The organism is Caballeronia terrestris (assembly GCF_001544515.1).
Taxonomy (GTDB): Bacteria; Pseudomonadota; Gammaproteobacteria; order Burkholderiales; family Burkholderiaceae; genus Caballeronia; species Caballeronia terrestris.
On sequence record NZ_FCOL02000005.1, the window covers coordinates 128,608 to 151,177 of the forward strand.

The window sequence follows — 22,570 nt, forward strand, 5'->3', positions numbered from 1 at the left end:
CTCATGCGTGTCGCGATTATGTTGTACGCAGGCTTCCAGCTACTCGAAGTGTGCGGTCCGATGGATGTGTTCCAGGAAGCCAACCGCTTATGGGGCGGAGCGTTCTACGAACAGCATCTCGTCGGTCCGTCGCCCGGGCCTGTGCTGTGCTCGAACGGCACGGCGGTGCGCACGACGGAGTGCCTGTTCGATGTGCTCACGCCGTTCGATATTGTCGTCGTCCCGGGATCGCCGGTTGTGAGCTCACGGCTCCAGCACAGCGAACTCGTCGATTGGCTGGGTCGAGCCGGACGCCACGCGCGAAAGCTGGCGTCAGTGTCCAACGGTGCGTTCCTGCTCGCGCGTGCCGGCCTTGCTGACCATCGGTGGTTAACCACGCACTGGCGCGATGCGCAACGTCTTGCCGCCGAACATCCGCTGGCGCACGTCGTGACGCATACAAGCTATCTGAAGGATCGCAATCTGTATTCGTCCAATGGCGTGGACGCTGGCATCCATCTGGCCCTGGCACTTGTCAAGGAAGATCTTGGTGATGACATCGTCAGGAGCATCGCCAAGGCGCTGTCGAAGCCCCGCCTAAAAAGCTGAGCATGGCCTGAATGCTGCCTACTTTGGCCTGTGAACGACCCCGATAGAACGGCGGATAGCAGTGTTAAGCGGCAGAATAAATAGCACTACCCCCACAATTCTTCCAGAAGCACATCAAGCAAAAGTGCTTAAGTGGACACGGCCAGGAACGGAGAACCCGTCGGAGCGATTGTCTATGAGCTGGTGCCGAACATACGCTGTTCTCGAATTGGAAGGGACATTGCCCTTTTCTTTTGGACGCTGATCCGTCAGCGCCCGATTCCCTGCGAGACAGCCATGACTCAAAACCCAAGCGTAGCTTCACAGGATTTCATTCAATCGGCGCATGCCAGCGAGTGGATGTCGGGCGCCGACATCATTCTGCGCGTGCTTGCCGAACAGGGCGTCGATACGATCTTCGGCTATAGCGGCGGCGCGATCCTGCCGACTTACGACGCTGTATTTCGCTTCAACGAAATGCACGCGGCAAACCCTGAGCGACAGATGAAATTCGTCGTGCCGGCCAATGAGCAGGCCGCGGGTTTCATGGCTGCGGGCTATGCGCGTGCGAGCGGAAAGGTCGGCGTATTCATGGTGACGTCCGGCCCGGGCGCAACCAATGCAGTGACACCCATCGCTGACTGTAACGGTGATTCAGTGCCCGTCGTTCTCATATGCGGACAGGTGCCTCGTGCCGCGATCGGCACCGACGCCTTTCAGGAAGCGCCGGTCTTCAACATCATGTCGGCGTGCGCGAAGCAGGTCTTCCTTGTAACCGATCCGGCGAAGCTGGAGCAGACACTGCGGACCGCATTCGAAATCGCTCGCACCGGGCGTCCGGGTCCGGTCGTCGTGGATGTGCCGAAGGACATTCAGAACTGGATGGGACCGTATCAGGGGCGTGGCACGCTTCAGTTTCGAGGCTATTCCGATCGGCTTCGATCGATGGCAAAAGGCGCTCATCTCGATGAAGACAAGCGTGCCGAATTCTTCGCTCTTCTTGGGCAAAGCAAACGACCGCTTTTGTATGTCGGCGGCGGCGTTATCGCGGCTGGCGCGACGGCTGAGCTGCGCCGGTTTTGCGAGCGTTATCGCATTCCTGTCGTGACCACGCTCATGGGTCTTGGCGCATTACCCGCAAAACATGACATGTCGCTTGGCATGCTGGGCATGCATGGGACCGCGTGTGCGAACTACGCGGTCGAAGACTGCGACTTCCTGATTGCACTGGGCGCCCGATTCGATGACCGCGTGGCCGGCGGCCGCCCTGAAGCATTCGCTCCGGGCGCGCGACATGTCGCGCACATCGACATCGACGAGGCGGAGATCAATAAGGTCAAGCGGGCACATTGGAGTCATGTGGGCGATGCGAAGTCTACGTTGCTGTCATTGATGGAGTTCGGGCCGTCCGCGTACGCGTCTGAGGAGTGGGTCAAGAGCGTGACGGAACTGAAGCAGCGCTACGGCATGAACTACGACCGGAGCAGCCCGCTGATCCAGCCGCAGTTCGTCATCGAAAAGTTGAGCGAGATCACCGGCGGACGCGCGATCATCACCACGGGTGTCGGCCAGCATCAGATGTGGGCGGCACAGTTCTTCGATTTCGTCGAGCCCCGGAGCTTCCTTACGTCGGGAAGCATGGGGACGATGGGCTTCGGATTGCCCGCGGCGATCGGTGCGCGACTGGCACGCCCGGATGCGCTCGTGATCGATATCGATGGCGACGGCAGCCTCCGGATGAACGTCGGCGAGCTTGAGACGGCAAGCACGTATGGCGTTCCCGTCAAAGTGCTGCTGCTGAACAATCTCGGCGATGGGATGATCCGGCAGTGGCAGCGTCTCTTTTACGACGGCCGAATGTGCGTGAGCGACAAATCGCTGCATCGCAAGAATTTTGTATTGGCGGCACGAGCGGACGGGTTCGAGTTCGCGCGTCGAGTCGAAGCAAAGCGCAAGCTCGAGGATGCACTCAAGGCCTTCGTCGAATTCGACGGGCCGGCTTTTCTGGAGGTAATGGTCGATCAGGACGCGGACGTGTTTCCGATGGTAGGGCCTGGGCAAAGCTACTCGAATATGATCACCGGGCCGTTCATTCCGTCCCGGTTGGAGGGCGAAGCAGGGAGTGCGAGCGTAGCGCGTCAAAGCCCTGCAGATATGTTTTGACCAAGGATGCGTTAAGCGGCTCATTTTCTATCAAGACATATCACGATGCTTGCGAATCTCACGGTCAATGCGAATCTCATTCATAGGGCTCTTGCAAGCCCCTTTCGGCGTGAGATCCTGAGGTGGTTGAAGACGTCAAATGATGCCTTCGAACAGGAACGAATCGATTTTCGTCATGGAGTGCCGTCGAGCGCGATTCATGCGCGCAGCGGGCTGTCTCAATCGACCGTATCGGTGCATGTCGCGACGTTGATCGAGGCAGGCCTCGTCGTTCCGACCCGGGTCGGTCAATGGACGCTTCTGTCACGAAACGAAGAAGTGATACTTGCGTTTGCCAGGCAAATCAGCCTTGAGCTTTAGGGTTCGCTTGCTATCCCTCCTGAGAGCGCTGAGTTCATTCAGCGCTCCCTCGTCAAATTCCTTCTTATCCCGCTCGAAGGCGAACCCTCATCCAATCCAACCTCACGCCAGATTCGGCCGCGCAACCAGACGCTTCGTAATCGATGCGACATGCTGCCCTTGAAAACGCGCAATCGCCAGTTCGTTCTCGCTCGGCTGACGCGAGCCGTCGGCGCCGGCCAGCGTGGAAGCACCGTATGGCGTTCCGCCCGACACTTCACTCATATTGACAAGGCGCGGTTCCGAATAAGGCACGCCGACGATCACCATTCCGTGATGGAGAAGCGTCGTGTGAAAGCTGGTAATCGTCGTTTCCTGTCCACCGTGCTGCGACGCAGAACTCGTAAACACGCTCCCGACCTTTCCGATCAGGCCGCCCGACATCCACAGCCCGCCGGTCTGGTCGAGGAAGTTACGCATTTGCGAGCACATGTTGCCGAACCGCGTGGGCGTACCGAAGATGATCGCGTCGGCTTCCGCAAGCGCATCGGGTGTGGCGATCGGGATGCTCGAAAACGCTGCACGATAACCCTTCATACCGCTCTTCACGAGGACGTCCTCCGGCACGAGTTCGGGAACCTGCAAGAGCGTCACTTCAGTGTCGCCTGTCGCGCGCGCTCCGGCGGCAATCGCCTCGGCCATCTTGTAGATGTGGCCATATGCACTATAAAAAACAATCTGAATCTTCGTCGCCATGATGTTCTCCGAGATTGGATTGCTAACCGGAACTGGTTAGCAGAGTTCTTTAGAATTCGACAGGGTAGGGGGTGAACTCGCCGCTTTCGTAACGCTTGGGCAGATCGGGTGTCACGTTCTCCCAGACGAGCAGCATCGAACGCTTGGCGGAATATCCTTTGTGGCGAATGTCGGCCGGCATGGCCGCGACGTCGCCTGCCTTCATGGTCACGCGCGCGCGCGGTGCGGCCGTGTTCTTGTCGGCCACGTCCCAGACGATCTGGTCGGAGAGTTGAATGAACCACTCGACCCGGTCGTTGCCGTGAAACACCGGCAGTTCGAACTCTTCGGTCGTCGGGCAACACAGGCTTTCCTTGCACACCGATGTAACCGACGGATTCCACGTGACATCCGATCGCGACAAATACTTGAACAGACTGATCGCGTGCAGCTTTCCTTCGTGGCCGGGTTCAGCGAATACTTCCGGATCCGCTTGTGATACGTCCGCGAAGTGGCGATTGACGGGCATGTCATCGCGCAGCGGTGAATCGCCCTCGAGTCCGGGCATGCGACGGGTCGCGATGCGGGTCCGTTCGATCGCCTGATCGTTGTCCCCATTCTTGAAGCCGAACGCGGAGCCGGTTTCCTCCGGCGCGGCAAACGGATCGAAACCTTCGTTGACCCAGTCGCTCAGGATCGCCTTGAACGTCGCCATGATGAGCGGAGTGTCGAACTGCTCGGTGTAGTCGATGCCTGCTTGCGAATACGACGCGTTGAACGCGCCCGCATAGAAGTCGACGCGACCGTATTGGTTGCGCGTGCCGATGACGTCATCGAAGTTGACCCAGCCATAGAAGAAGCCCCAGGCAACGTCGCGCATCATGGCGCGGATGAAGTCGTCAGCCTTGATCTTGTGTGTGCGCTTCTGGCCATTCGCGGGCCATTCGATTGTGACGAAATATGCGTCTCGGCGCAGATCGAATTCGCCGAGCCGAAACGCACGATAACCCGTTACTGCATCGGGTGGGCTTGCCAGGACGGGATTGAGATCAGCCATGGAAATTGTCTCCTAAGGAATATTGGCGCTGGATTAGTGAAGGCAGATGTCGCGCCATTTCTCGACCGAGAGCGAACCGGCGACGGTTTGAATCAGCAGAACGCCAGGACGCGTGGCTCGAAAGCGATATGCCGAATTCGCAGGCAACAGCGCCTGGTGCCCGTGCTGGAGTCTGCACATCCCCATCCTGTCGCCTTGTGGCTCGCCTGCGATGGCGATCGTTCCGGCGCTGGCCGGCGGCACGATATCTTGCGCATTCTCGAGCGCTATAAAATCGATTTCGAGTTCGCCGTCTAGCAGAATGACGAACTCATCATGCGAAGCAGCGAACCAGTTCGACGAGCCTTCTGCGCGCACGGCTTCCAGCACGTATTGCATGTTCTTCGCGACGACGACCTTCTCGTAAGGCAATGCCTTGCTCGCGACCTCGAATACATTTGAGAACGCGTAGTGCTTCACGTCGTCATCGATGATCTCCACGCCGCCCTTTTCAAACCGATCGAGCGACGCGAACGTCGTCTTATGGTCCATGGTGTCTCCTTGGTAATGGATATTCAACTTTCCCGACAAACCTGAGCAGCGCTTTCACGCTCACACTGCCGGCTTGATCCTGGTGCCGATTCAGAATAAGCGGAGTCATCCTGACGAACAACCTGTCAGCGTTCGGCGTTCGCAAACGCCATGATCGCGAACGACGAATTGAACCGCTCCATAGGCCGCCGTTATGCGTTCGTCAATTGGCGCCTTCCACGGGATTTGCCTGTATCGCCGCTGAAAAGCCCGACTGGTCCGTTCGGGATTCGCGAACGGGCTTCTCATTGCTTACTGGAATTGCGCTGGATACTCTTCAGTCAACGCCGGCGCTCGTTCAAGTCGCAAATGTGTTTGGGGCAAAGCCGGTCCGACATAGAACCGAAATCATCAGGAGACGAAGCATGGAAACAGTAGATGGAGTGGTCGTCATCGGAGGAGGGCCGGTCGGCCTCCTGACAGCGTTGAAGCTCGGCCGGGCAGGCATCCGTGTGGTGGTGCTCGAAGCAGAAGCTGGCGTATCGCCTTCACCGCGAGCCGTCGCCTACATGCCGCCGACGGCTGCTGCCCTCGATCGATTCGGGCTTCTCGAAGACATTCGACAACGCGCGGTCTGGTGCCCTGAGTTCGCGTATCGGCATGGAGATGGAAGCCTGATCACGATGATGAAGTGGGATGCTGTTGCGAGCGACACGGCCTATCCGTACATGCTGCTGCTCGGTCAGAATCACGTATCCAACATCATCGTCTCGCACCTTCGGACGCTACCGAACGTGGACATTCGATGGAATCATCGCGTCGAAAGTGTCGATCAGGACGAGAGCTACGTCACCATTGCGACGAACGGCCCAGGAGGCGTAACGCGACTGCGCTGCCGCTTCGTCGCGGCAACGGATGGCGCGCGCAGCACGGTTCGCGAAAAGATCGGCGCGACTTTCGACGGCTTCACGTGGCCGGAGCGGTTGGTCGCCAGCAACGTGTTTTACGACTTTAACCTGCACGGCTATTCGAGAGCCAATTTCGTGCACGATCCGGTGGACTGGGCGGTCGTCGTGCAACTCGATCAATCGGGAATCTGGCGTGTTTGCTACGGCGAGGACCCGAACTTGACGGAGGCCGAGGTGCGCCAGCGTCTGCCGGAGCGCTTTAAACGGCTCTTGCCTGGTGCGCCGACGCCGGACCGATATCGTGTCGATCACCTTAACCCGTATCGGGTCCACCAGCGATGCGCAGCCGAGTTTCGACTGGGACGCGTCATTCTCGCCGGGGATGCCGCACACGCAACGAATCCGATGGGTGGTCTGGGGTTGTCGGGCGGTGTGCTCGATGCGGAACATCTCGGCGAAGCGCTGGTCGCCGTGATAAAGCAAAGCGCGCCCATGTCGGTGCTCGACGAGTATGCGAACGACCGCCGCAAGGTGTTTCTCGAGTTCACGTCGCCCACTGCGACGGCGAATTTCACCTGGATGAAGGAACGCGATCCGGCGCAACGTGCGCGCGACGCCGAGATGCTGATCAAGGTCGGTTCCGACCGCGAGCAGATGCGCGGCATGCTGAATGATTTCGAGCGGCTCAATGGCCGGCGATTCGCCGAACCGCAGCGATTGGCCGCATAACATGCGAGAGCGGCGCTGCGTGCCTTGTCAGGTCGCAGAGCCGCGCTGATTGCGTTCGCCCTTCGTTTCAATCAGTCCAAGCGCACGATCCCATTCCGGTTCCATGGGAAATTGCGTCGACAGAATGTCGAGGAAAAGTTTTACCTTGGCTGTCGAACGATGCGAGGTGGGATAGACGGCTGAGAAGAAGGGCGTGTCGGTGGTGTAGTCCTCGAGCACGCGAACGAGCCGCCCAGAAAGCAGATCGCGGGCGACCACCATCGTAGGCATATAGGCGATGCCCAAGCCGAGTCGGGCGAACTCCAGAAGCATATGAACGCTGTTCGATCGCAAGACGGGCGCGAGCGTGACCTCCACGCGTTTCTCGCCTTGATAAAACGACCAGCGGTTGCCCCACGGATAGTAGCGATAACACGTAAAGGCGTGCGCGCGCAGATCGTTTGGTTCAGCGACGGGTGGCATGCGGTCGAGGTAGTCTCGCGATGCAACGAAGACGCCGCGCATCGGAAAGAGACGCCGTTCGATCAGCGAATCGGAGGCAGGCGGGAAGATTTGCAACACGACATCGAATCCCTCCTGCACAGGATCGACGACATGATCGTTTGCGATCACGTCAAACGAAATTCGCGGATGGGAGTGATGGAATTCGGCTATCACCTTGGGAAGATGTTCCAGTGCGAAGCCGTTCAGTACGCCGATCCGCAGAACGCCTGCCATTGCGGTTGACGTATCGCGCGAGCGCTGCGAGATCGATTGCATCCGATCGATTACGTCGTAGCAATCGGAGTAGTAGGACACGCCGACTTCGGAGAGCTTGACGGCCCGGCTGGACCGATGAAACAGAGACACGCCGAGGTGCTCTTCGAGTTGTTGAACACGCGTCGTGATTACGGACTTCGCAACGCCAAGCTGTTGCGCTGCCTTGGCGAAACTCTCGGCTTCAGCAACACGGACGAACGCCTCGATACTCAAGTAGATGTCCATAGGCCGTCTCCATTTTGTTGTAGGGCGTCGTTTGGTCTCCGACGCTCGGATAGTAAGTTTTATTCCTCAAGAATGCCATAGCTGAAAGGACGTCCGGAACGAAGTCATCGGGGTGGACGCGCGATAGATCAACCGCTCTGGTTACAAGGAATTGCTTCGTAAGCCGCGCTCTTGTCCGCGCGACGTGCGCTATCGCATGCGATGCGGATCGAGGCGTAAAAGCAGCAACCCAAAGCAAATAAAGAAACTCGATATAGGAGATATTCGTGAAGTGGAAACCGTATTGCCGCTTTATATGCGCGATGATTGGCATGATCTCGGCCGCTCACGCGCTTGGGTATGACGAGCCCCAGGTCAATCTGGGCCTGACCAGTTTTCTCGATGGTGCGCCGCCCGCAGGCCCGGGTCTCTATATCGAGGAATATCTTCAGTATTACGCTGCAGATCGCCTCAACGACAACAACGGCAACAAGCTTCCGTTGCCCAGGCAGAAGGTCGATATGATATCCAGCGTAACTCAGTTTCTCTATCTTTCACCGACCAGATTCCTCGGCGGAAATCCTGGCTTCGATTTGCTTCTTCCCGCTATCCTGGGACACGACATCGATGACGGTTTGAACAATGCGGTGCTCAAAGGGCAGAGCGGCGTCGGCGACGTGATCTTTGGCCCGTTGCTGCAATTCGGGCCGTACGTCGGACCGAATGGGCCAATCTTTTCGCACCGCTTCGAACTTGACATCAGCGCACCGACAGGTGCCTATAATCACAACAATGCGATGAGTCCCGGCAGCCATTTCTGGTCGATCAACCCCTATTGGGCAGGCACCTTTTGGCTCACACCCAAGCTGACTGCGTCGGTGCGGTTCCACTATCTTTGGAATTCAAGGAACAGCGATCCGAACGCTTCGTTCGGGCCGGACGTGACCAGCACTCAGGCTGGCCAGGCATTGCATGCGAACTTCGCGATTGAATACACGATCACACCGACGTTGCGGCTCGGCGTGAACGCGTACTGGTTCAACCAGATCAGCGACACGAAGGTAAACGGTAGTGACGCGGAGGGTCGGCGCGAGCGTGTTTGGGCGATTGGACCGGGCATGCTGTGCAGTTTCTCGAAGGACGATCACCTGTTCCTAAACGCGTATTTCGAGCAAGGCGCGAGAAACCGTTCAGAAGGGAATCGATTCGTCGCCCGTTATGTCCACCATTTCTGACGTCGGGGCGACAGGATTGATTGCGATTGTTGCCGCGAAATCAGCGGCTGCTCTCCGAGATGCGGCCGACGGACTTCGTTCGCGTTTTGACGGAGTATGCAAGCGCACGAAGGTGGACTTCAGGGCGCGTAGTTGTGTTCTCGAAACGGCGGCTCCTTGAAATTACTGTGGTGTCGCTCGAACCGCGGGTCGAGGATGTGCCTGTCTACGAGGCTACGCCCGAATACGACATTTCTATTGAGCCACTACAATCAAAACTTTCGCTAATTATTATTATGTCAATATCAGGAAATCATCCGCGACTCCCGTGATGTCTCTTCCCACACACCATGACGCAGCGCGCCCGTTCATGCGAGAAGCGCAGCATCCACGCCCGGCGGCAGCGCCCCTCGCCGGGCTTGCCCGACAGGTCCCGAAGTTCGTTGAACCCCGTCACGCGCTCCGCGTTACGGCTGACTCAGTCCTCGCTTGAGCACGTCAGCGCCAAACCCAAGCGCCAGGAGCGCAAATACGGCTGTTCCCCAATCAAGCGACTGAATCTTCTCCTGCGCGCCGGCAATCAGGCCGATCCCGGCCAGCAAAATCGTCACGAGCATGGCGAAAAGTGACAACGACACGGAGGCCACGACGTAAGACTTCGGAGGCTCGATTTTGACCGTCACCGATGGCACGTCGACCAGTTTTTCGCCGCGATAATACAGACTTGCCGCGACAGTTATCTCTTCTTGCTGCGGCAACTCGCGCTTCATGAGGCGAGCCCAGAGGCGCCTGATCCGGTTCGGAGCACGCTTCTCTTCAAAGAAACAGTTGGCCACCCAGTCCTGGCTTTCGATATCGCCACCCGTAACGTTCCAGGCACATTTGATACGGCAGCGTGCATCGGCTTCGTCGAAACCGGCCTGCTGCAGATGCACGCGCATTTCCACCCGTTGATAGGGAAGCGGCCTGGGTGGATCGATACTAATTCGGAGATCCGCCGGCCTGGCCTCTCGAAGAGCTGCGACGAGGTCAGCTTCGCTGACCCCCTGTTCGGCCTCGAGCACGATACCGCGAGCACGCCTGAGCGATTCATCAGGACCCGGACACAAAGCGGACAGCAGTTCGGCAGTCCGGGCGGAGCGACGATCCAGGACATCAGCGCTCTGCGCGCCCGCAAGCAGAAGCTTGAAATCGGCTACGACCTGGGCCTTGGCTACCGCCAGCGCGATATCAGCATATTCGGGAACGCTGAGTGCGGCTGGCGGTTGCAAAGGAACGGCTGAGAGCAACGCCTGCACCATCTTGTCGAAGTCCGCTTCGTGTCGTGCCGGATTGACGCCCTTGGATATGCGGTCGCGTACCATCGCTGCCCGTTCGAAGAGGGCTTTCAGCATATTTTCCCCGGGCGGGTGCGTCGCGGTGGCAAGCAGCCTCGCTGCCTGGTCGAGCGCTGCCTGTGCTACCTTGATGTCATCCTCGACAGCCTGCTGCCTTTCGATGACCTCGAATACCGCTCGGCAGGCGGCGTGTACCTCATCTGCCTCCGGCACCGCCAAAGGTGTGCTGCGATTGAGTTTGGAAAGGTGATCGCCAGCGCTGGCGACCAATGCGATACGCCGCTCCAGCCAATCCATCTGGGCTTCGAATTTCGGTAGCGCGGCCTCCGTCGTCGGATCGATCGGCCACAACTGGCGCAACTCCTCGCGCAGGCGTTTTTTCTCCACTCGCAGCAGAGCGAGCAATCGCGCCGGCACCAGCGTGTCGAGACCAGCCAACCGGCCTTCGAGAAGCGCCAGCCGCTGCTTCGCGGCGACCCGGCGGCGCTGCATCGGCAGCATATAGTGGATCGACAGCGACGCGGCAATGCCGATCAGTAACAGGAGAAATACGAAGAGAGTGTTCCATACGCCTTGCCAAACCGGATCGAATTGGCTTACCGCGGCTTGGACCTTGAAGATCCGACGCGGCAGCGCATAAGGCTCCAGATTTGCATCGGGTTCATACTCCAACACCAGTTGTCCCTCGCGCGTGGCGCTGCGGAGAAAACCCGACTCGAGTCGCGAAATGTCGCTGTAGCACCTTCCGCGGGGAATCTGAAGCAACACGGAGCGATTCGGCCGCACGTAGGCTACATCGTTCACCGCGCAACCGGGCAGATCGAGCCGCCAACGAAACCGGTAGCCCATTGCATCCTCGTTGCGAAGATGCAGATCGAAGGATTGGCCTTTGACCAGGCGCAAGTCGAGCTTCTCGGGATTCGAGCCGTCCACTTTGATATGAAAGGGTGCGTTCAGGTTGACCGCCTGCAGGTCCGCCAGTTTCTCCGGGCCGTTGCGAAGCGTCGCCGTCGACATGCCAGCCTGCCACAGACCCGAGACATCGACCTTTACAGCGACGCAGCGCTGGTCGAGTTCGGTCGTGCCGTCGACCAAACCGCGCTCGGCGGCAGAATCAGCCGATAGACGTCGTGTTGTGTTAAGCGGGAACGGGGCATTGTTGTCTCCGAGCGCTGTGAAGTCGCTCAGTGTCAGCGCCAACTTCGATGCCACTGCGCCCTGATTGCACACCGTTACCTTACCCGCCGCCGTGCCGTCGGCCCCGACAATCAGCTTTGGCGGATCATCGATGCATGTCGCGCATGGCAGCGTTGCTCCCAATGCCGTACCCGACATCAGGGCGAGCGAGCTGAGCCCTGCGACAACCACCAGTCCGACGATCAGAACCATCACCGCGAGCCGGCGGGTGCGCAGCAGGGCGCGGTCGACCGGACTTTCGCGCATCACATCGACGACAATCCGGTCCTTGGCCTGGGTCTTGATCACTTTCATGCTGCTCACCTCGCGTTGAGCAAGCGAAGCCGTTACGAGACGTCATCATGCCGATCGCCAAAGGTCTTGCTAAAGGCCCTATGGGAACGGCGGAGGACTAAAGACGGACATGACCTCTTCGAGCATCGCCTCGCGCCCGCCGCGCTGTTCGAAGCGCCGCTCGTCATAGCAGCCGAGCGGATTGGCGAGCGCATTGATCAGGCAGCGGTTACAGAAGGAACAGGGATACTCGGGTTCCTTACCTTGCTTCAGAAGATGCGCCAGATCATGGTTCGCAATCAGCGGCCGCGCCATCGTTACGGCGTCGCAATAACCTTCCGTGATCACCTTGCGGATCAGATCGGCGCTCTGATAGCCGCCCGTGTTGAGCACAGGAATCTTCACGCTGTTCTTGATCGCGAGGCACTCGTTGGCGCACACGGCCTCGACCGCCCTGTCCTTCTTCGTGCGATTCCAGAATGCGGTGAAGACCGGCCTGAGCACCTTGAAGTGAAACAGCGTGTAGTTGAGGTAACCTCGCACGCCGCTCGACGCCATGCTGCCGTACCACCAGTTCGCTTCGTCCAGCGGGAACCCCCCCGACGGCAATTGCGGGTGCGGAAACGTGCTGCCTATCGAGACGTGCAGCGCGTCCGCTCCCGCCTTCTCGACGAGCTGGCAGATCGCGATCGATTCCGCGAGCGTGTTGCCCTTCTTCTCCCAAGGGTAGAGCGCGTTGTTGTTGTCGACGGCGTTGATCTTGACCTGCAGGTGAAAGTCGTTCCCGACTTCCCTGCGGATCGAAGCGATGGTTTCGAGAAGGAAGCTCGCGCGGTTCTGAACCGAGCCGCCATAACTGTCCTTGCGGTCATTGATGGCGGAGCTCAGGAACTGCGTGAAAAGATAACCGTGCGACGCGTGCAGTTCGACACCGTCGAGCCCCGCCTCGCGTGCGCGACGCGCGCCGTCGGCGAAATGCTGCTGCGTCTGCTTGATCTCGTTGATGGTCATCGCCTGGCTCAGCAGGCCATGAAATGAATCCTTGCGACTCGTCGACGACAAGCCCTTGTTCATCAGGTTTTCGACACCGGGGACGTCGCGTTGACGCCCGGAGTGGCTCAACTGAAGGATGTACTTGCAGTCATATTCATGAACCTTCCTGCCGAGGGCGCGCCAGAAAGGGATCTTGTCATCGTGATCGATCATTGCATAGTTAGGAAGAATCCGGCCGCGAACATGCACGGGCACGAACGACGAAATGATCGCGCCTATGCCTCCGCGGGCGAATTTCTCCTCCCAGTTGATACGCGCCTGATTGCCGTGGCCGTTGTAGTTGTCCCAGCGTCCGGATATGCTCGATCTGAACAAGCGGTTCTTTACCGTGAGATTGCGAAAGCGCAATTCCTTGAAGATCACGTCGTCGTCGTTCACGACTCCTCCTGGCTCAGAGCGATGCTTCATCACCGCGTCGAGCGATCGAACGCACAGGACGCGGACGAGCAAAAGTGCAAGACGCGTTCTGACCATACCAATATCGGACAAAAGGCGTGGCGGAATCGGCCAATAGCAAGGAATGGTCTGCCACAAGAGCGATGGAGCGCCATGCATCGTCGATGTGCTACCTGCAGCCCTTCCCCACGCCCGGGCTCAAGCCAAAGCGAGAACTCGCCCCGCCTCAGCGCTGGCCTCCCGAATACATCTTCCTCAACTCCGCAGCCGAAACAGGCTTGAATCCCGTGCCGCCACCAGATGCCGACGCTCCGCCCGCCGCTCCTCCATAGCCGGTTCCGGCGCCGCTGGCTGACAGGTTCGCCTGCGCTGCCTGAATATTTTCCGGATAGGTCTGCCCGTCGCCGCTCGATGGCATATAGCCCGCCGCTTCCAGTTGAACGAGGTCGGCGCGCACTTGCGCTCTCGTCAACGACGAGTCCGTTTGAGCGAACGAAACAACGGGAGCAGCAAGCACCGACGCGGCAGCGACTGCGAAAACAAATGATTTCATGATGGTTTACTCCAGAGTTGACTACGGTTGGCAGGAACAGCGACGTTGGCGTCATCGAAGAAATCAACGTCGTTCATTGCGCGGCCCTCGCCGTATCCGCGCGTGGCTGCGGCTTCTTTGGCGCGAGGGGCGCCGCCGCCTCCGTACGACCAGGCACGCGCGCCGGGAAGATAGCGCTCACGAGCCGGTCGATGAATGCGAAGAACTTGTCCGACGCGTAGCCCGCGACGAAGGCAACCGCGAGCGGCGAGAACTCGACGCCTTCGTGCAGCAGCTTGCTGAACAGGCCGATCGAGATGCCGACGATCACGGCCGTTGTGATGTGCGCGCGGTTGGCGACCGTCGAATGCTCCGGATGAAACAGGCTCGCCGACGTATCCGCGCTCAGTTGCCGCAGGATCGCGGCACACGCGCCGAGCCATGCGTAAAGCACGGGCAGCAGGAAGCTCGTGATGGCGCCGACGAAGGCGAGGATGACGTCACGATCGTTCGTCGCCATCGCGCGGATATCCTGATAGACGGCTATCTTCTGGAAGCCCTGCTCGACCGCATCCTCCGGTCGCCACGTTCGTTCCGATCGCGAGCCGGCGGACTCCTTCCACGACCCGGTCCCGAGCAGCGGCAGGTCGACTTCGAGCGCGCGTCGGCGGTTATCGGCGTCGCAGTTCCAGTTGACCGTCGGGTCCGCCTTGCCTGCCGCGCCCATTGGCCTTCCCAGGCTCACGTTCAGCTCGCTGTCGCGCTTGTCCGCAAGCACTCGGCTCGACGCGCATTTGGGCTTGTAGGGGCTATCCGCCTCGCCGATGAAGAAAAACTGGCGAATCGCCTCGGTGCGCTTCACGTCGGCATAGAGCTGGCGGTTGTTGGTTGCGAACTGCTGCAGCGACTGCTTGATCTGCAAGGCCGGCTGCGAGTTTTGCAGTTGCTGCACGGCGTCTTCGCCCTTCTCCTTCGCCGCGATGATGTTCGCGCGATGCGCCTGCAAGAGGTTATGCATCGACAGCGCCATGGCGTCGTTCTGTTCGACGACCTTCGACACATCGGTGGATATCTGATCGACGACGAACAGCAGGCAGGACAGGGACACCACGAGAAACGCCAGCCCGAACGAGGCCCAGGTGTAGAGCTTGATCGCCTGGCGTGCGCCCTTGCGCGCTTCTGCGCCCGCCGTCTCGGCGATGATCGGCGAGACGACGCGCGCGATGCGGCTCATCCCCCCATAGAAGAGCGCCTCGGTCATCGCGTCCCAGGCAACATCGTGCTGCGCCGCGCGCGCAACCGAAAGGCATGCAATGTCGCTTTCGCAGATCGGCTTGCCCGCCTGCGCCGCGTAGGAGACGAGATCACCGCAACGGTTCAGGTCTTCGGCGATGCGCGGGTCCGGGTATTGCGCGTCGCACGCGATGCGGTGCATCGCGGCATAGAACGCGTCGCGGGTCAGCCTGCTTGCGGCGCCCAGTTCGAGCGCTTCGCGAGCGGCACGCACTGCGGCCATATCCGCGTCGCGGACCGGTATGCCCATGTGTGCCGCATGGGCGATGAGGTTCGCGCAGCGGTCGAGTTCGGCCGACAGTTGCTGCGGGTCGCCAGGGTCGTTCGGTTCAGATGTCTCGATCATGATGGTCTCCTTCTCGTCGCCGGTACGGCTCGACCGGCAGCGCCGTCCGTGCTCACAGACGGGCGCGCTTGTCCTGCGCCGCCTGCCGGAGCACGCCCAACAGATTCACATCGACGCCGTCGGTCAGAGGCAACTGCTTCTGAGTCTCGAATGCGTTGAGCGCGGAGCGGGTGAAACGGCCCATCACGCCGTCGATGGCGCCAGGCTCCAGTCCGAGGTAGGTGAGATAGACCTGCGCCGCCCGCAACGTGAGGTCCGGTGTGCCGCCAGAGACGAACTTGCTGAAGGCGCCCGAAAGCCGCACGTCATAGTTGTTGGCGCGGAAGTCGGGTCCGTTGTAGTTTCTGGCGAAGGTGGCCCAGTCGTGCTGACGCAACGGCTTCTGCCAGCCGTTGCCGACCATCAGCCGGGCGGTGGCCTGCAACTGGTCGCTTTCCGAGCGGGTCATCGCCGATACCATGTCCTGCACGCTCGAATAACCCGCCGTCGAAAAATTGAAGCCCATCACCTGTCCGAGCCCCCACGACGCGGACCTCAACGCCGCTGTCTCGTCGAGCGCCGCGGCTTCCGCGAGGCGATCGTACTGGTGAGCCCCGCCTGCCCCGTAGCCACCCGCGGTGGGAGCGCTGATGTCGGGATGACTCGCGTCGAATTTGCCTTTCGTTTCGGCGTGGAACTTGTGACGCTCGAAGAGGATCGCGGGCCGTCCGTCCGCAAGATAGCCGCACGCGCGCGTCTCGACCGCGAGCACGGCCCACAGTTCGGGGGCGTTGATGCCCAACGTATCCAGCGCGTTACCGACACCGTCTTCGTCCAGTGGCGCAGCGTTGCCGTTGAATGGGATAGTCATCGTGGTCACCTCGGTATCGATCGTTCGATGTTCCAGGCAGTCGCCGCGCCATGGCGGGATGCGTTGGGGATACATGCCGCGCTGACGGTTCGTTATCCTGGTCGATGCAAGTCGTCGCGATCTGCTTCGGAAAGACGAACGCTCGATTCGCGTTTGAAAGCGCGCGCGTCGGGTGGGCAGGCTGCACGCGAATACGATGTGCAGATTGCAAATTCGCTACCTGCTCATCGTTTCTTATGTGAAGGCCACCGTGCCTGTCTCCGCCCATCCGAAAGCCCGCCAACCGGGCGCATCTACGACTTTCGATGTAGCCGGTTCGGCCGATTTCGCGGCGCCCCTGTTCCTCCTACCTTTGAACGCATGAAACGGCCGCGCACCGCGTGCGCGCCGCTTCCGCCGCATGCGCGGCGTCATTTCCGTACGTGGATGGTTCATTGGAAAGAGGGGGCGTCATGACATCGTTCGCCAGTGTCGGGAAGAAGATCGAGCTTGCCGAAGCATCCGCTGCAAACACGGGCTCGTCTGCGTCCGCCAATGACGCGATCGGGTTCGCAGCAAAGCGCGCCCTCACTAACGGTCATCGCGTATCGCGTGCGTTGCGGAGTTCATCATGGAAGCGTTGAAGCACCCCGGCGCGAGCCTCGTGCTCGACGCCGCGACGCTACTCGATCTCTGGCATCGGCGCGCGAGTCTCACGCAAGCCGAGATGGCGCAGATCTATCAGCTCGTGCGTCTCGCGCTGCGCAGCTACCATCCGTCGGAGTTGCGCGCGCTGCCCGAGGGCAAGGAGGAACTCATCGCGCAGTTCATCTTCTCGCGCGTGCTGCGTCTCGATGCGGACCGTGCCGTGTCGCACGCCTGCGCCGAAAGCGCGCCTTCGACGGTCTACGCGCTGTGCGCCTATTTCCGGCGTTATCTCATCGACTGCCTGCGCAGCGCGAGCGTGCAGCGCAACGTGTCGCTCGAAGTTGACGACATGGCCGCCAGGATCGACGCCCATGCGCGCTCCCTCGCCGATCCAATCGCCTCGGCGCTGGCGGAGCATGGTCTCACCGAGGCCAGCGTGCGCGCATCGGCGCGTCTCTTCGTCGGTTCGCTCGACGTCACCGACCGGGTCATCCTGTCCGCCACGCTCGGCGCGAACCGTGGATGCAAAGGCGGGTTGAGGAGTGTCGCGAGCGAGCACGAGATTCCGTCGTATCACTATCGAGCGCGCAAGCTCGGCGTCACCAAGAAAAAGACGGAGACGCCCGCCGGCTTCGGCACCACGAAAATCGGCGGCTGGCTCGCGACGACACTCGGCATTGCGCTCACGTTCGAAAACCGCGACGCGATCCTGATCGCGCTCAATCTGCTGGCGCTGGAAGTGGGTGCTTGAATCAGCCGCGCCGGGAGCTATCGGCCTGCAGGCGGCTCGCGAGAAGCTGGATCAGGTAGATCGCGAATTCGGGGTCCTGGTAGTAAAGGCGGACCGCATCCGCGGCGCCGACGATGCGCATCTCGCAGTCGGTTTTGCAGACGGCCGTCGCGGTGCGGCGGCGCTCGGGCGTGAAGAGCCCGATCTCGCCCAGCACGGCGCCCGCATTCAGCACGATGCCGATATCGCTGAGCAGCACGGTGCCCCGGACCAGATAGAACAGCTCTCCGCTCGGGTCGCCCTTGCGAAACAGCACTTCGCCCGGGCGAAAGTGCTGACTGTCCACATCCGCGAGCAGATGCTCCATCGAGATCCGCCCCAGGACCGCATTACCGACCTGCGCATCGCGGATGCTTTCGAGGCGCGCCGCCACCGCACTCGCCTCCCCGCGGCTCGTCACGTTCAGAACCTTGTAGATGGCGGAGAGATGCGTCTTCACGGTAGCTTCGGCCATCTCGAGCTCACGCGCGATCACCTTGTTCGAACGACCGCGTGCGAGCAGCGCCAGCACGTCGATCTGCCGGGGTGTCAAACGCAGGTTCGGCATGGGCGCGGACGTGCCGGACAACCGTGCACCAGCGCCGGGCTCGGCGGGCAATTCGCACCGCTGATCTGTGCGATCCGCGCGCAACGATTCAGGCAAGAAGACGCTGCCCGCGAGCGCGCGTCGCAAGGCGTCGAACAGCATCCCGGACGAAGCCGACTTCTCGATGCATCCCGACACGCCCGCTGCAATGAGCGCGCCCACCTCCGCCCGGCCTGCGTGGCTCAGCAACACGACGACCGGCGCCGCGCGAGCGTGAGTGCGGGCGGCTTCGAGCTCATTGCTGTCGCGGCTCAGATCGTCGCCGTCCATCACGACGCAGTCAGGCGCGCGCCCTTGCGACGCGTGTGCCGCCAGGCTGTTCACCTCGCACACCTCGACGCCTTCACCGAAGCGGCCCAGTAGCCCGGCGACGCCTTCCCGAAAGAGTCCCGGCGGTCCGGAGAGCAATATGACCATGCCCGTCCTTGCGAACGAACGGCGCGCCTGCTCGTGCGGATGCAGGCAGGATCGCGCCGGGTTTGCGCACGGCCGCACGGAGCCGGCCGCGCCTTTGTCATCGAGGTCAATCCTATACCTGTGTTGCGCCCCTGCGCCACATTTTCGCTGGGACTGCCTTAAGCGAAAGCACCGGAATCCACAACAATCGAACACACTAAAGCATCTCTGATGGTGCGGCCGCAGCAGGGAGTCCTGCTCGCCTTTGTCCCGACGTTGACTCGGCACCAATTAAGTGGTTAGAGTCGGAACGGGCTGGCAGCAACATCCGCGCATATCGCACAGAGGAGTCGCGTCATGGATTCGCTTTCGACCTGGCTCGCCGGACTCGGCCTTGAGCGCTACGCGGAAGTGTTCCAGGCCAACGGCGTCGATATGGACTCGCTCCCGCTCCTGACCGAACGCGACCTCACTGAACTCGGCGTTCTGCTCGGCCACAGGCGGCGTCTGCTGGATGCGCTCGCAAGCCCCAAGGCTGTTACGGCGAGACCCGCGCCACCGCCCCCGCCAGCCAAAGCCGGCCGCCCGCCCGGCGAGCGCCGCCAGCTCACCGTGCTTTTTTGCGATCTCGCCGGCTCGACCGAACTCGCCCAGGCCATGGACGCCGAAGAGCTGCGCGAGGTCATGCGCTCCTATCAGGACGCGTGCGGCCGCGTCGTCGCACGCTATGAAGGCCACGTGGCGCAGTATCTCGGCGACGGTCTCGTCATCTACTTCGGCTTTCCGCGCGCGCGAGAAGATGCCGCCGAACGTGCGGTGCGCGCCGCGCTTGACATCATCGCGGAGGTCGGCCGCCTGCCCGCCGCCGCGCCACTGAGCGTGCACATCGGCGTGGCGACCGGTGCAGTGGTGGTCGGCGATGTCGAAGGCGAAGACCCTTCCGCATGCGACACCGCCGTGGGTGCGACGCCGAATCTGGCAGCAAGGCTGTGCGCGCTCGCCGGTCCCGATCAGATCATGATCGCACCCAGCACGCGGCGCCTCCTCGGCTCCACGTTCGAACTCGAAGATTTCGGCGAACATGCGTTCAAGGGCATCGGCGCCCCGGTGCGTGTCGCCCGCGTGGCGGGCCTCGCGTACCGGGAAAGCCGTTTCAGCGCGATCCGCCCGGATCGCAGCATGCCGTTCGTCGGCCGGGAACATGAAGTCGACCTGCTCGTCTCACGCTGGCATACCGCGCGCGAATCGGAAGGGCAGGCCGTGCTGCTCGCGGGCGAACCGGGCATCGGCAAGAGCCGCATCGCGCACGTGCTGCGCGAACGCCTGACCGGCGAGCCGCATCTGACTTTGCTCTACCAATGCTCGCCGTTTCAGACCGGCTCGTCGTTTCATCCGATCATTGGACACCTGTCCGAAACGTGTGACTTTCAGCGTCAGGACACGCCCGAAACCCGGCTCGACAAGCTGGAGGCCGCCCTGCAACTGGAGGCAAGCGAGATCGACAACGTCGCGCCGCTGTTTGCCGCCTTGCTGTCGCTGCCGACAAGCCGTTATCCGCCACGCATGGACTCGCCGCAGAGGCTGCGTGAGGTCACGATCGACGCACTGGTCGAGCAACCGCTCAGGCTCTCTCGCGGACAACCGCTTCTGATGATCTTCGAGGACGCCCAATGGGCCGACGCCGATACGCTCGAGACCATGGCGCGATTCATCGAACGCATTCGTCACTGGCCCATTCTGGTGCTGATCACTTGCCGCCCTGAATTCACCCCGGCATGGACGGCGCACGGCAACGTCACGCTGCTGCATCTGAACCGCCTCGCGAGGCGTCAGGCTGCGCAAATCGCCGAGGAGCTGACCGCCGTCAAGCCGATTCCGCGCGACGTACTGGAGCAGATACTGGAGCGTGCGGATGGCGTGCCGCTCTTCGTCGAAGAACTGACGCAAACCGTGCTCGAAGCCGGTTTTCTCCGCGACGCGGGCGATCACTGGGAAACGAATGGGCCCGTCGCGCCGCTCGCGATTCCCTTCACGCTGCACGACTCGCTGATGGCACGCCTCGATCACCTCGCGCCGGTAAAGGCGGTCGCGCAGATCGGCGCCTGCATCGGGCGCGAATTCGATCATGCGTTGCTCGCCGCGATCGCCCCGGTCGATGCCGAGCGGCTCGCCGAGGCGCTTCTATCGCTCGAAGCGAGCGGTCTGATTTTCCGGCGCGGCTCGGGCGACGATGCTTTTTACCGGTTCAAGCATGCACTGGTCGGGGACGTCGCGTACGACAGTCTGTTGAAGAGCCAGCGCGTGCGTATCCACGCGCGCATCGCGCGTGCGCTCGCCGAGGAATTCAGCGATCGCGCCAAGGCGAGTCCCGAACTGCTGGCGCACCATCTGACGTGTGCAGGGATGGTGGATCGTGCAGTGCAGCAATGGAACGTGGCGGCGCGGGCCGCGATTGCGCGCAACCGGCACCAGGAGGCGCTCCTGCACGTCGACTCGGGACTGGCGCTCGTCGGCCAGGTCGGCCCGGCGCGACGGGCCGATTGTGAGGTCGCGTTGCTGGTGACGGGCGCCGCGTGTCATTGGGCGCTCAAGGGCTACGCGTGCCCCGAGGTCGCTACGCTGTGGGCGCGCGCCGAAATGGTCCTGGAAGGCGTGACGCAGGAGCGGCTGCTGGTGCTCGCGCTGGTCGGCATCAACAACTTCGCCTATGCCGCCGCGGACTCCCGCAAGTCCCTCGCGACGACCGAACGCCTGATCGAGCTCGCCTCACGCACCGAGGACACCGACAGCAAGATCGTGGCGTACGCGGCTGTCGGTCCGACCCTGTATCAGCAGGCACAGTTCGCACGCTGCGTCGCGTTGCTCCAGTACGTCAACGACACCTACGAAGTCGCGCGCTACACGGGCTACGGGCGCCTCAACGACGCCAAGGTGACCGCCTGCTGCTGGCTGAGCTATTGCCACCTGTCGGCGGGACGGTTCGACGAGGCGCGCCGGCTCGCGCGCATGGCCATCGATCACGCGGACGCGCTCGCGCACCCGTTCGTGCTGTCGCAGGCGTTGAGCGTCGCGGCGCGCCCGTTCGTCGAGGTCGGCGATATCGGCGTGGCCCGCGAGCTGTGCCGCCGCTGCATCGACTTGTGCGACACCCAGCGCCTGCCCTTCTGGAAGGGGTGGGCGATGGTCTACGAGGGCGTCGCAGCGGCGCGTGAAGGACAGTACGCGAGCGCGCAGGCGCGGCTCGACGAGGCGATCGCGCATCTCGCGAGCAATGGCGGGCACAACGACCTCGGGTACGTTCACGCGTGGCGCGCGCAGGCACTCGCGCACCTCGGACGTTACGACGAAGCACGGCAAAGCATCGCAGCCGCCCGCGCCGATTGCCTGGGCACGGGCCAGCAGACCGGCCTCGTCGATCTCGCCTATGCCGAAGGCGTGGTGGAGAGCGTCGACCCGCGTGCCGCGCCGGGCACGGCCATCGAGCGGCTGCGCATCGCGGCCGGCGAGGCGCGCTCGCAGAACCTGCGGTTGCTCGAACTGCGTGCCAGCATCGCGATCGCCGCCATGCTGCGCGCCGAAGGACGTCGCGACGAAGCCAGGGCGTGCCTCGAACCGGTGATCGAAGGATTCACCGAAGGACACGACTGCGCGCAGATGATCGAAGCACGCCATCTCCTCGCGATGTGCGCATCGGGGCGTGACGGCTGAT

The 22,570-nt window shown here is 61.6% G+C and carries 17 protein-coding genes; 7 read left to right on the forward strand and 10 right to left on the reverse strand.

What is annotated here, in order from left to right; all coding sequences use genetic code 11:
• The first annotated feature begins 3 nt into the window (after positions 1-3).
• From AWB67_RS06530 to AWB67_RS06540, 3 genes are all read left to right on the forward strand, one after another.
• Complete coding sequence (locus AWB67_RS06530; protein ID WP_087655428.1) at positions 4-588, forward strand: AraC family transcriptional regulator; 585 nt, start codon at positions 4-6, stop codon at positions 586-588.
• A gap of 276 nt (positions 589-864) precedes the next feature.
• Positions 865-2,730 carry a biosynthetic-type acetolactate synthase large subunit gene (gene ilvB, locus AWB67_RS06535; RefSeq protein ID WP_087655429.1) on the forward strand — a complete coding sequence of 622 codons (1,866 nt, stop codon included), beginning with the start codon at positions 865-867 and terminating at the stop codon, positions 2,728-2,730.
• A 45-nt stretch (positions 2,731-2,775) separates the two neighbouring features.
• Positions 2,776-3,090: an ArsR/SmtB family transcription factor gene (locus AWB67_RS06540; RefSeq protein ID WP_087655430.1), complete on the forward strand. Its 315-nt coding sequence runs from the start codon at positions 2,776-2,778 to the stop codon at positions 3,088-3,090.
• A 102-nt stretch (positions 3,091-3,192) separates the two neighbouring features.
• On the opposite strand, the gene wrbA is transcribed toward AWB67_RS06540, so the two are convergent.
• Genes wrbA through AWB67_RS06555 form a run of 3 tightly spaced genes read right to left on the reverse strand, consistent with a single transcriptional unit; the run spans position 3,193 to position 5,392 of the window.
• On the reverse strand, positions 3,193-3,825 hold the full coding sequence (gene wrbA, locus AWB67_RS06545; RefSeq protein ID WP_087655431.1) for an NAD(P)H:quinone oxidoreductase: 633 nt from the start codon (positions 3,823-3,825) through the stop codon (positions 3,193-3,195).
• Positions 3,826-3,874: 49 nt separating this feature from the next.
• The gene (locus AWB67_RS06550; protein ID WP_087655432.1) at positions 3,875-4,861 is read right to left on the reverse strand and encodes a hydroxyquinol 1,2-dioxygenase; all 987 of its coding nucleotides are present in this window, start codon (positions 4,859-4,861) and stop codon (positions 3,875-3,877) included.
• A 33-nt stretch (positions 4,862-4,894) separates the two neighbouring features.
• Positions 4,895-5,392 carry a cupin domain-containing protein gene (locus tag AWB67_RS06555; protein WP_087655433.1) on the reverse strand — a complete coding sequence of 166 codons (498 nt, stop codon included), beginning with the start codon at positions 5,390-5,392 and terminating at the stop codon, positions 4,895-4,897.
• A 404-nt stretch (positions 5,393-5,796) separates the two neighbouring features.
• Between AWB67_RS06555 and AWB67_RS06560 the strand changes: the two genes are divergently transcribed.
• Complete coding sequence (locus tag AWB67_RS06560) at positions 5,797-7,008, forward strand: FAD-dependent oxidoreductase (RefSeq protein ID WP_087655434.1); 1,212 nt, start codon at positions 5,797-5,799, stop codon at positions 7,006-7,008.
• 27 nt (positions 7,009-7,035) lie between these two features.
• Here the strand turns inward: AWB67_RS06560 and AWB67_RS06565 are convergent, their stop codons facing one another.
• Positions 7,036-7,992 (reverse strand): LysR family transcriptional regulator, encoded by a 957-nt coding sequence (locus AWB67_RS06565; protein ID WP_087655435.1) that lies wholly within the window; start codon positions 7,990-7,992, stop codon positions 7,036-7,038.
• A gap of 302 nt (positions 7,993-8,294) precedes the next feature.
• Here AWB67_RS06565 and AWB67_RS06570 point away from each other — a divergent pair, with 302 nt between their 5' ends.
• Complete coding sequence (locus AWB67_RS06570; RefSeq protein ID WP_200822187.1) at positions 8,295-9,206, forward strand: SphA family protein; 912 nt, start codon at positions 8,295-8,297, stop codon at positions 9,204-9,206.
• Positions 9,207-9,652: 446 nt separating this feature from the next.
• On the opposite strand, the gene AWB67_RS06575 is transcribed toward AWB67_RS06570, so the two are convergent.
• From AWB67_RS06575 to AWB67_RS06595, 5 genes are all read right to left on the reverse strand, one after another.
• A complete protein-coding gene (locus AWB67_RS06575) occupies positions 9,653-12,013 on the reverse strand; it encodes a hypothetical protein (RefSeq protein ID WP_087655436.1) in 2,361 nt (786 codons plus the stop codon).
• A gap of 78 nt (positions 12,014-12,091) precedes the next feature.
• Positions 12,092-13,423, reverse strand: a complete 1,332-nt coding sequence (locus tag AWB67_RS06580) for an NADH:flavin oxidoreductase (RefSeq protein ID WP_200822181.1) — start codon at positions 13,421-13,423, stop codon at positions 12,092-12,094.
• Positions 13,424-13,667: 244 nt separating this feature from the next.
• Entirely contained in the window at positions 13,668-13,994 is a 327-nt protein-coding gene (locus AWB67_RS06585; RefSeq protein WP_087655437.1) for a DUF4148 domain-containing protein, read from the reverse strand.
• Between the two features lie 73 nt (positions 13,995-14,067).
• A complete protein-coding gene (locus tag AWB67_RS06590) occupies positions 14,068-15,612 on the reverse strand; it encodes a hypothetical protein (protein WP_087655438.1) in 1,545 nt (514 codons plus the stop codon).
• A gap of 52 nt (positions 15,613-15,664) precedes the next feature.
• A complete protein-coding gene (locus AWB67_RS06595) occupies positions 15,665-16,462 on the reverse strand; it encodes an N-acetylmuramidase family protein (RefSeq protein WP_087655516.1) in 798 nt (265 codons plus the stop codon).
• A 610-nt stretch (positions 16,463-17,072) separates the two neighbouring features.
• Between AWB67_RS06595 and AWB67_RS06600 the strand changes: the two genes are divergently transcribed.
• Positions 17,073-17,840: a hypothetical protein gene (locus tag AWB67_RS06600; RefSeq protein WP_087655439.1), complete on the forward strand. Its 768-nt coding sequence runs from the start codon at positions 17,073-17,075 to the stop codon at positions 17,838-17,840.
• 1 nt (position 17,841) lies between these two features.
• Here the strand turns inward: AWB67_RS06600 and AWB67_RS06605 are convergent, their stop codons facing one another.
• Complete coding sequence (locus AWB67_RS06605) at positions 17,842-18,882, reverse strand: LuxR C-terminal-related transcriptional regulator (protein WP_087655440.1); 1,041 nt, start codon at positions 18,880-18,882, stop codon at positions 17,842-17,844.
• A gap of 336 nt (positions 18,883-19,218) precedes the next feature.
• On the opposite strand from AWB67_RS06605, the gene AWB67_RS06610 reads away from it, so the two are divergent.
• Entirely contained in the window at positions 19,219-22,569 is a 3,351-nt protein-coding gene (locus AWB67_RS06610; protein WP_087655441.1) for an adenylate/guanylate cyclase domain-containing protein, read from the forward strand.
• Position 22,570 lies beyond the last annotated feature (1 nt).

Excerpts from the sequence above, each read along its gene's own strand:
- AWB67_RS06570 (WP_200822187.1), top strand. The coding sequence starts at position 8,295 with ATGATTGGCATGATCTCGGCCGCTCACGCGCTTGGGTATGACGAGCCC.
- AWB67_RS06555 (WP_087655433.1), bottom strand. The coding sequence starts at position 5,392 with ATGGACCATAAGACGACGTTCGCGTCGCTCGATCGGTTTGAAAAGGGC.
- AWB67_RS06560 (WP_087655434.1), top strand. The coding sequence starts at position 5,797 with ATGGAAACAGTAGATGGAGTGGTCGTCATCGGAGGAGGGCCGGTCGGC.
- AWB67_RS06530 (WP_087655428.1), top strand. The coding sequence starts at position 4 with ATGCGTGTCGCGATTATGTTGTACGCAGGCTTCCAGCTACTCGAAGTG.
- AWB67_RS06540 (WP_087655430.1), top strand. The coding sequence starts at position 2,776 with ATGCTTGCGAATCTCACGGTCAATGCGAATCTCATTCATAGGGCTCTT.
- AWB67_RS06565 (WP_087655435.1), bottom strand. The coding sequence starts at position 7,992 with ATGGACATCTACTTGAGTATCGAGGCGTTCGTCCGTGTTGCTGAAGCC.
- AWB67_RS06610 (WP_087655441.1), top strand. The coding sequence starts at position 19,219 with ATGGATTCGCTTTCGACCTGGCTCGCCGGACTCGGCCTTGAGCGCTAC.
- AWB67_RS06595 (WP_087655516.1), bottom strand. The coding sequence starts at position 16,462 with ATGACTATCCCATTCAACGGCAACGCTGCGCCACTGGACGAAGACGGT.
- AWB67_RS06550 (WP_087655432.1), bottom strand. The coding sequence starts at position 4,861 with ATGGCTGATCTCAATCCCGTCCTGGCAAGCCCACCCGATGCAGTAACG.
- ilvB (WP_087655429.1), top strand. The coding sequence starts at position 865 with ATGACTCAAAACCCAAGCGTAGCTTCACAGGATTTCATTCAATCGGCG.
- wrbA (WP_087655431.1), bottom strand. The coding sequence starts at position 3,825 with ATGGCGACGAAGATTCAGATTGTTTTTTATAGTGCATATGGCCACATC.
- AWB67_RS06585 (WP_087655437.1), bottom strand. The coding sequence starts at position 13,994 with ATGAAATCATTTGTTTTCGCAGTCGCTGCCGCGTCGGTGCTTGCTGCT.
- AWB67_RS06600 (WP_087655439.1), top strand. The coding sequence starts at position 17,073 with ATGGAAGCGTTGAAGCACCCCGGCGCGAGCCTCGTGCTCGACGCCGCG.
- AWB67_RS06575 (WP_087655436.1), bottom strand. The coding sequence starts at position 12,013 with ATGAAAGTGATCAAGACCCAGGCCAAGGACCGGATTGTCGTCGATGTG.
- AWB67_RS06590 (WP_087655438.1), bottom strand. The coding sequence starts at position 15,612 with ATGATCGAGACATCTGAACCGAACGACCCTGGCGACCCGCAGCAACTG.
- AWB67_RS06605 (WP_087655440.1), bottom strand. The coding sequence starts at position 18,882 with ATGGTCATATTGCTCTCCGGACCGCCGGGACTCTTTCGGGAAGGCGTC.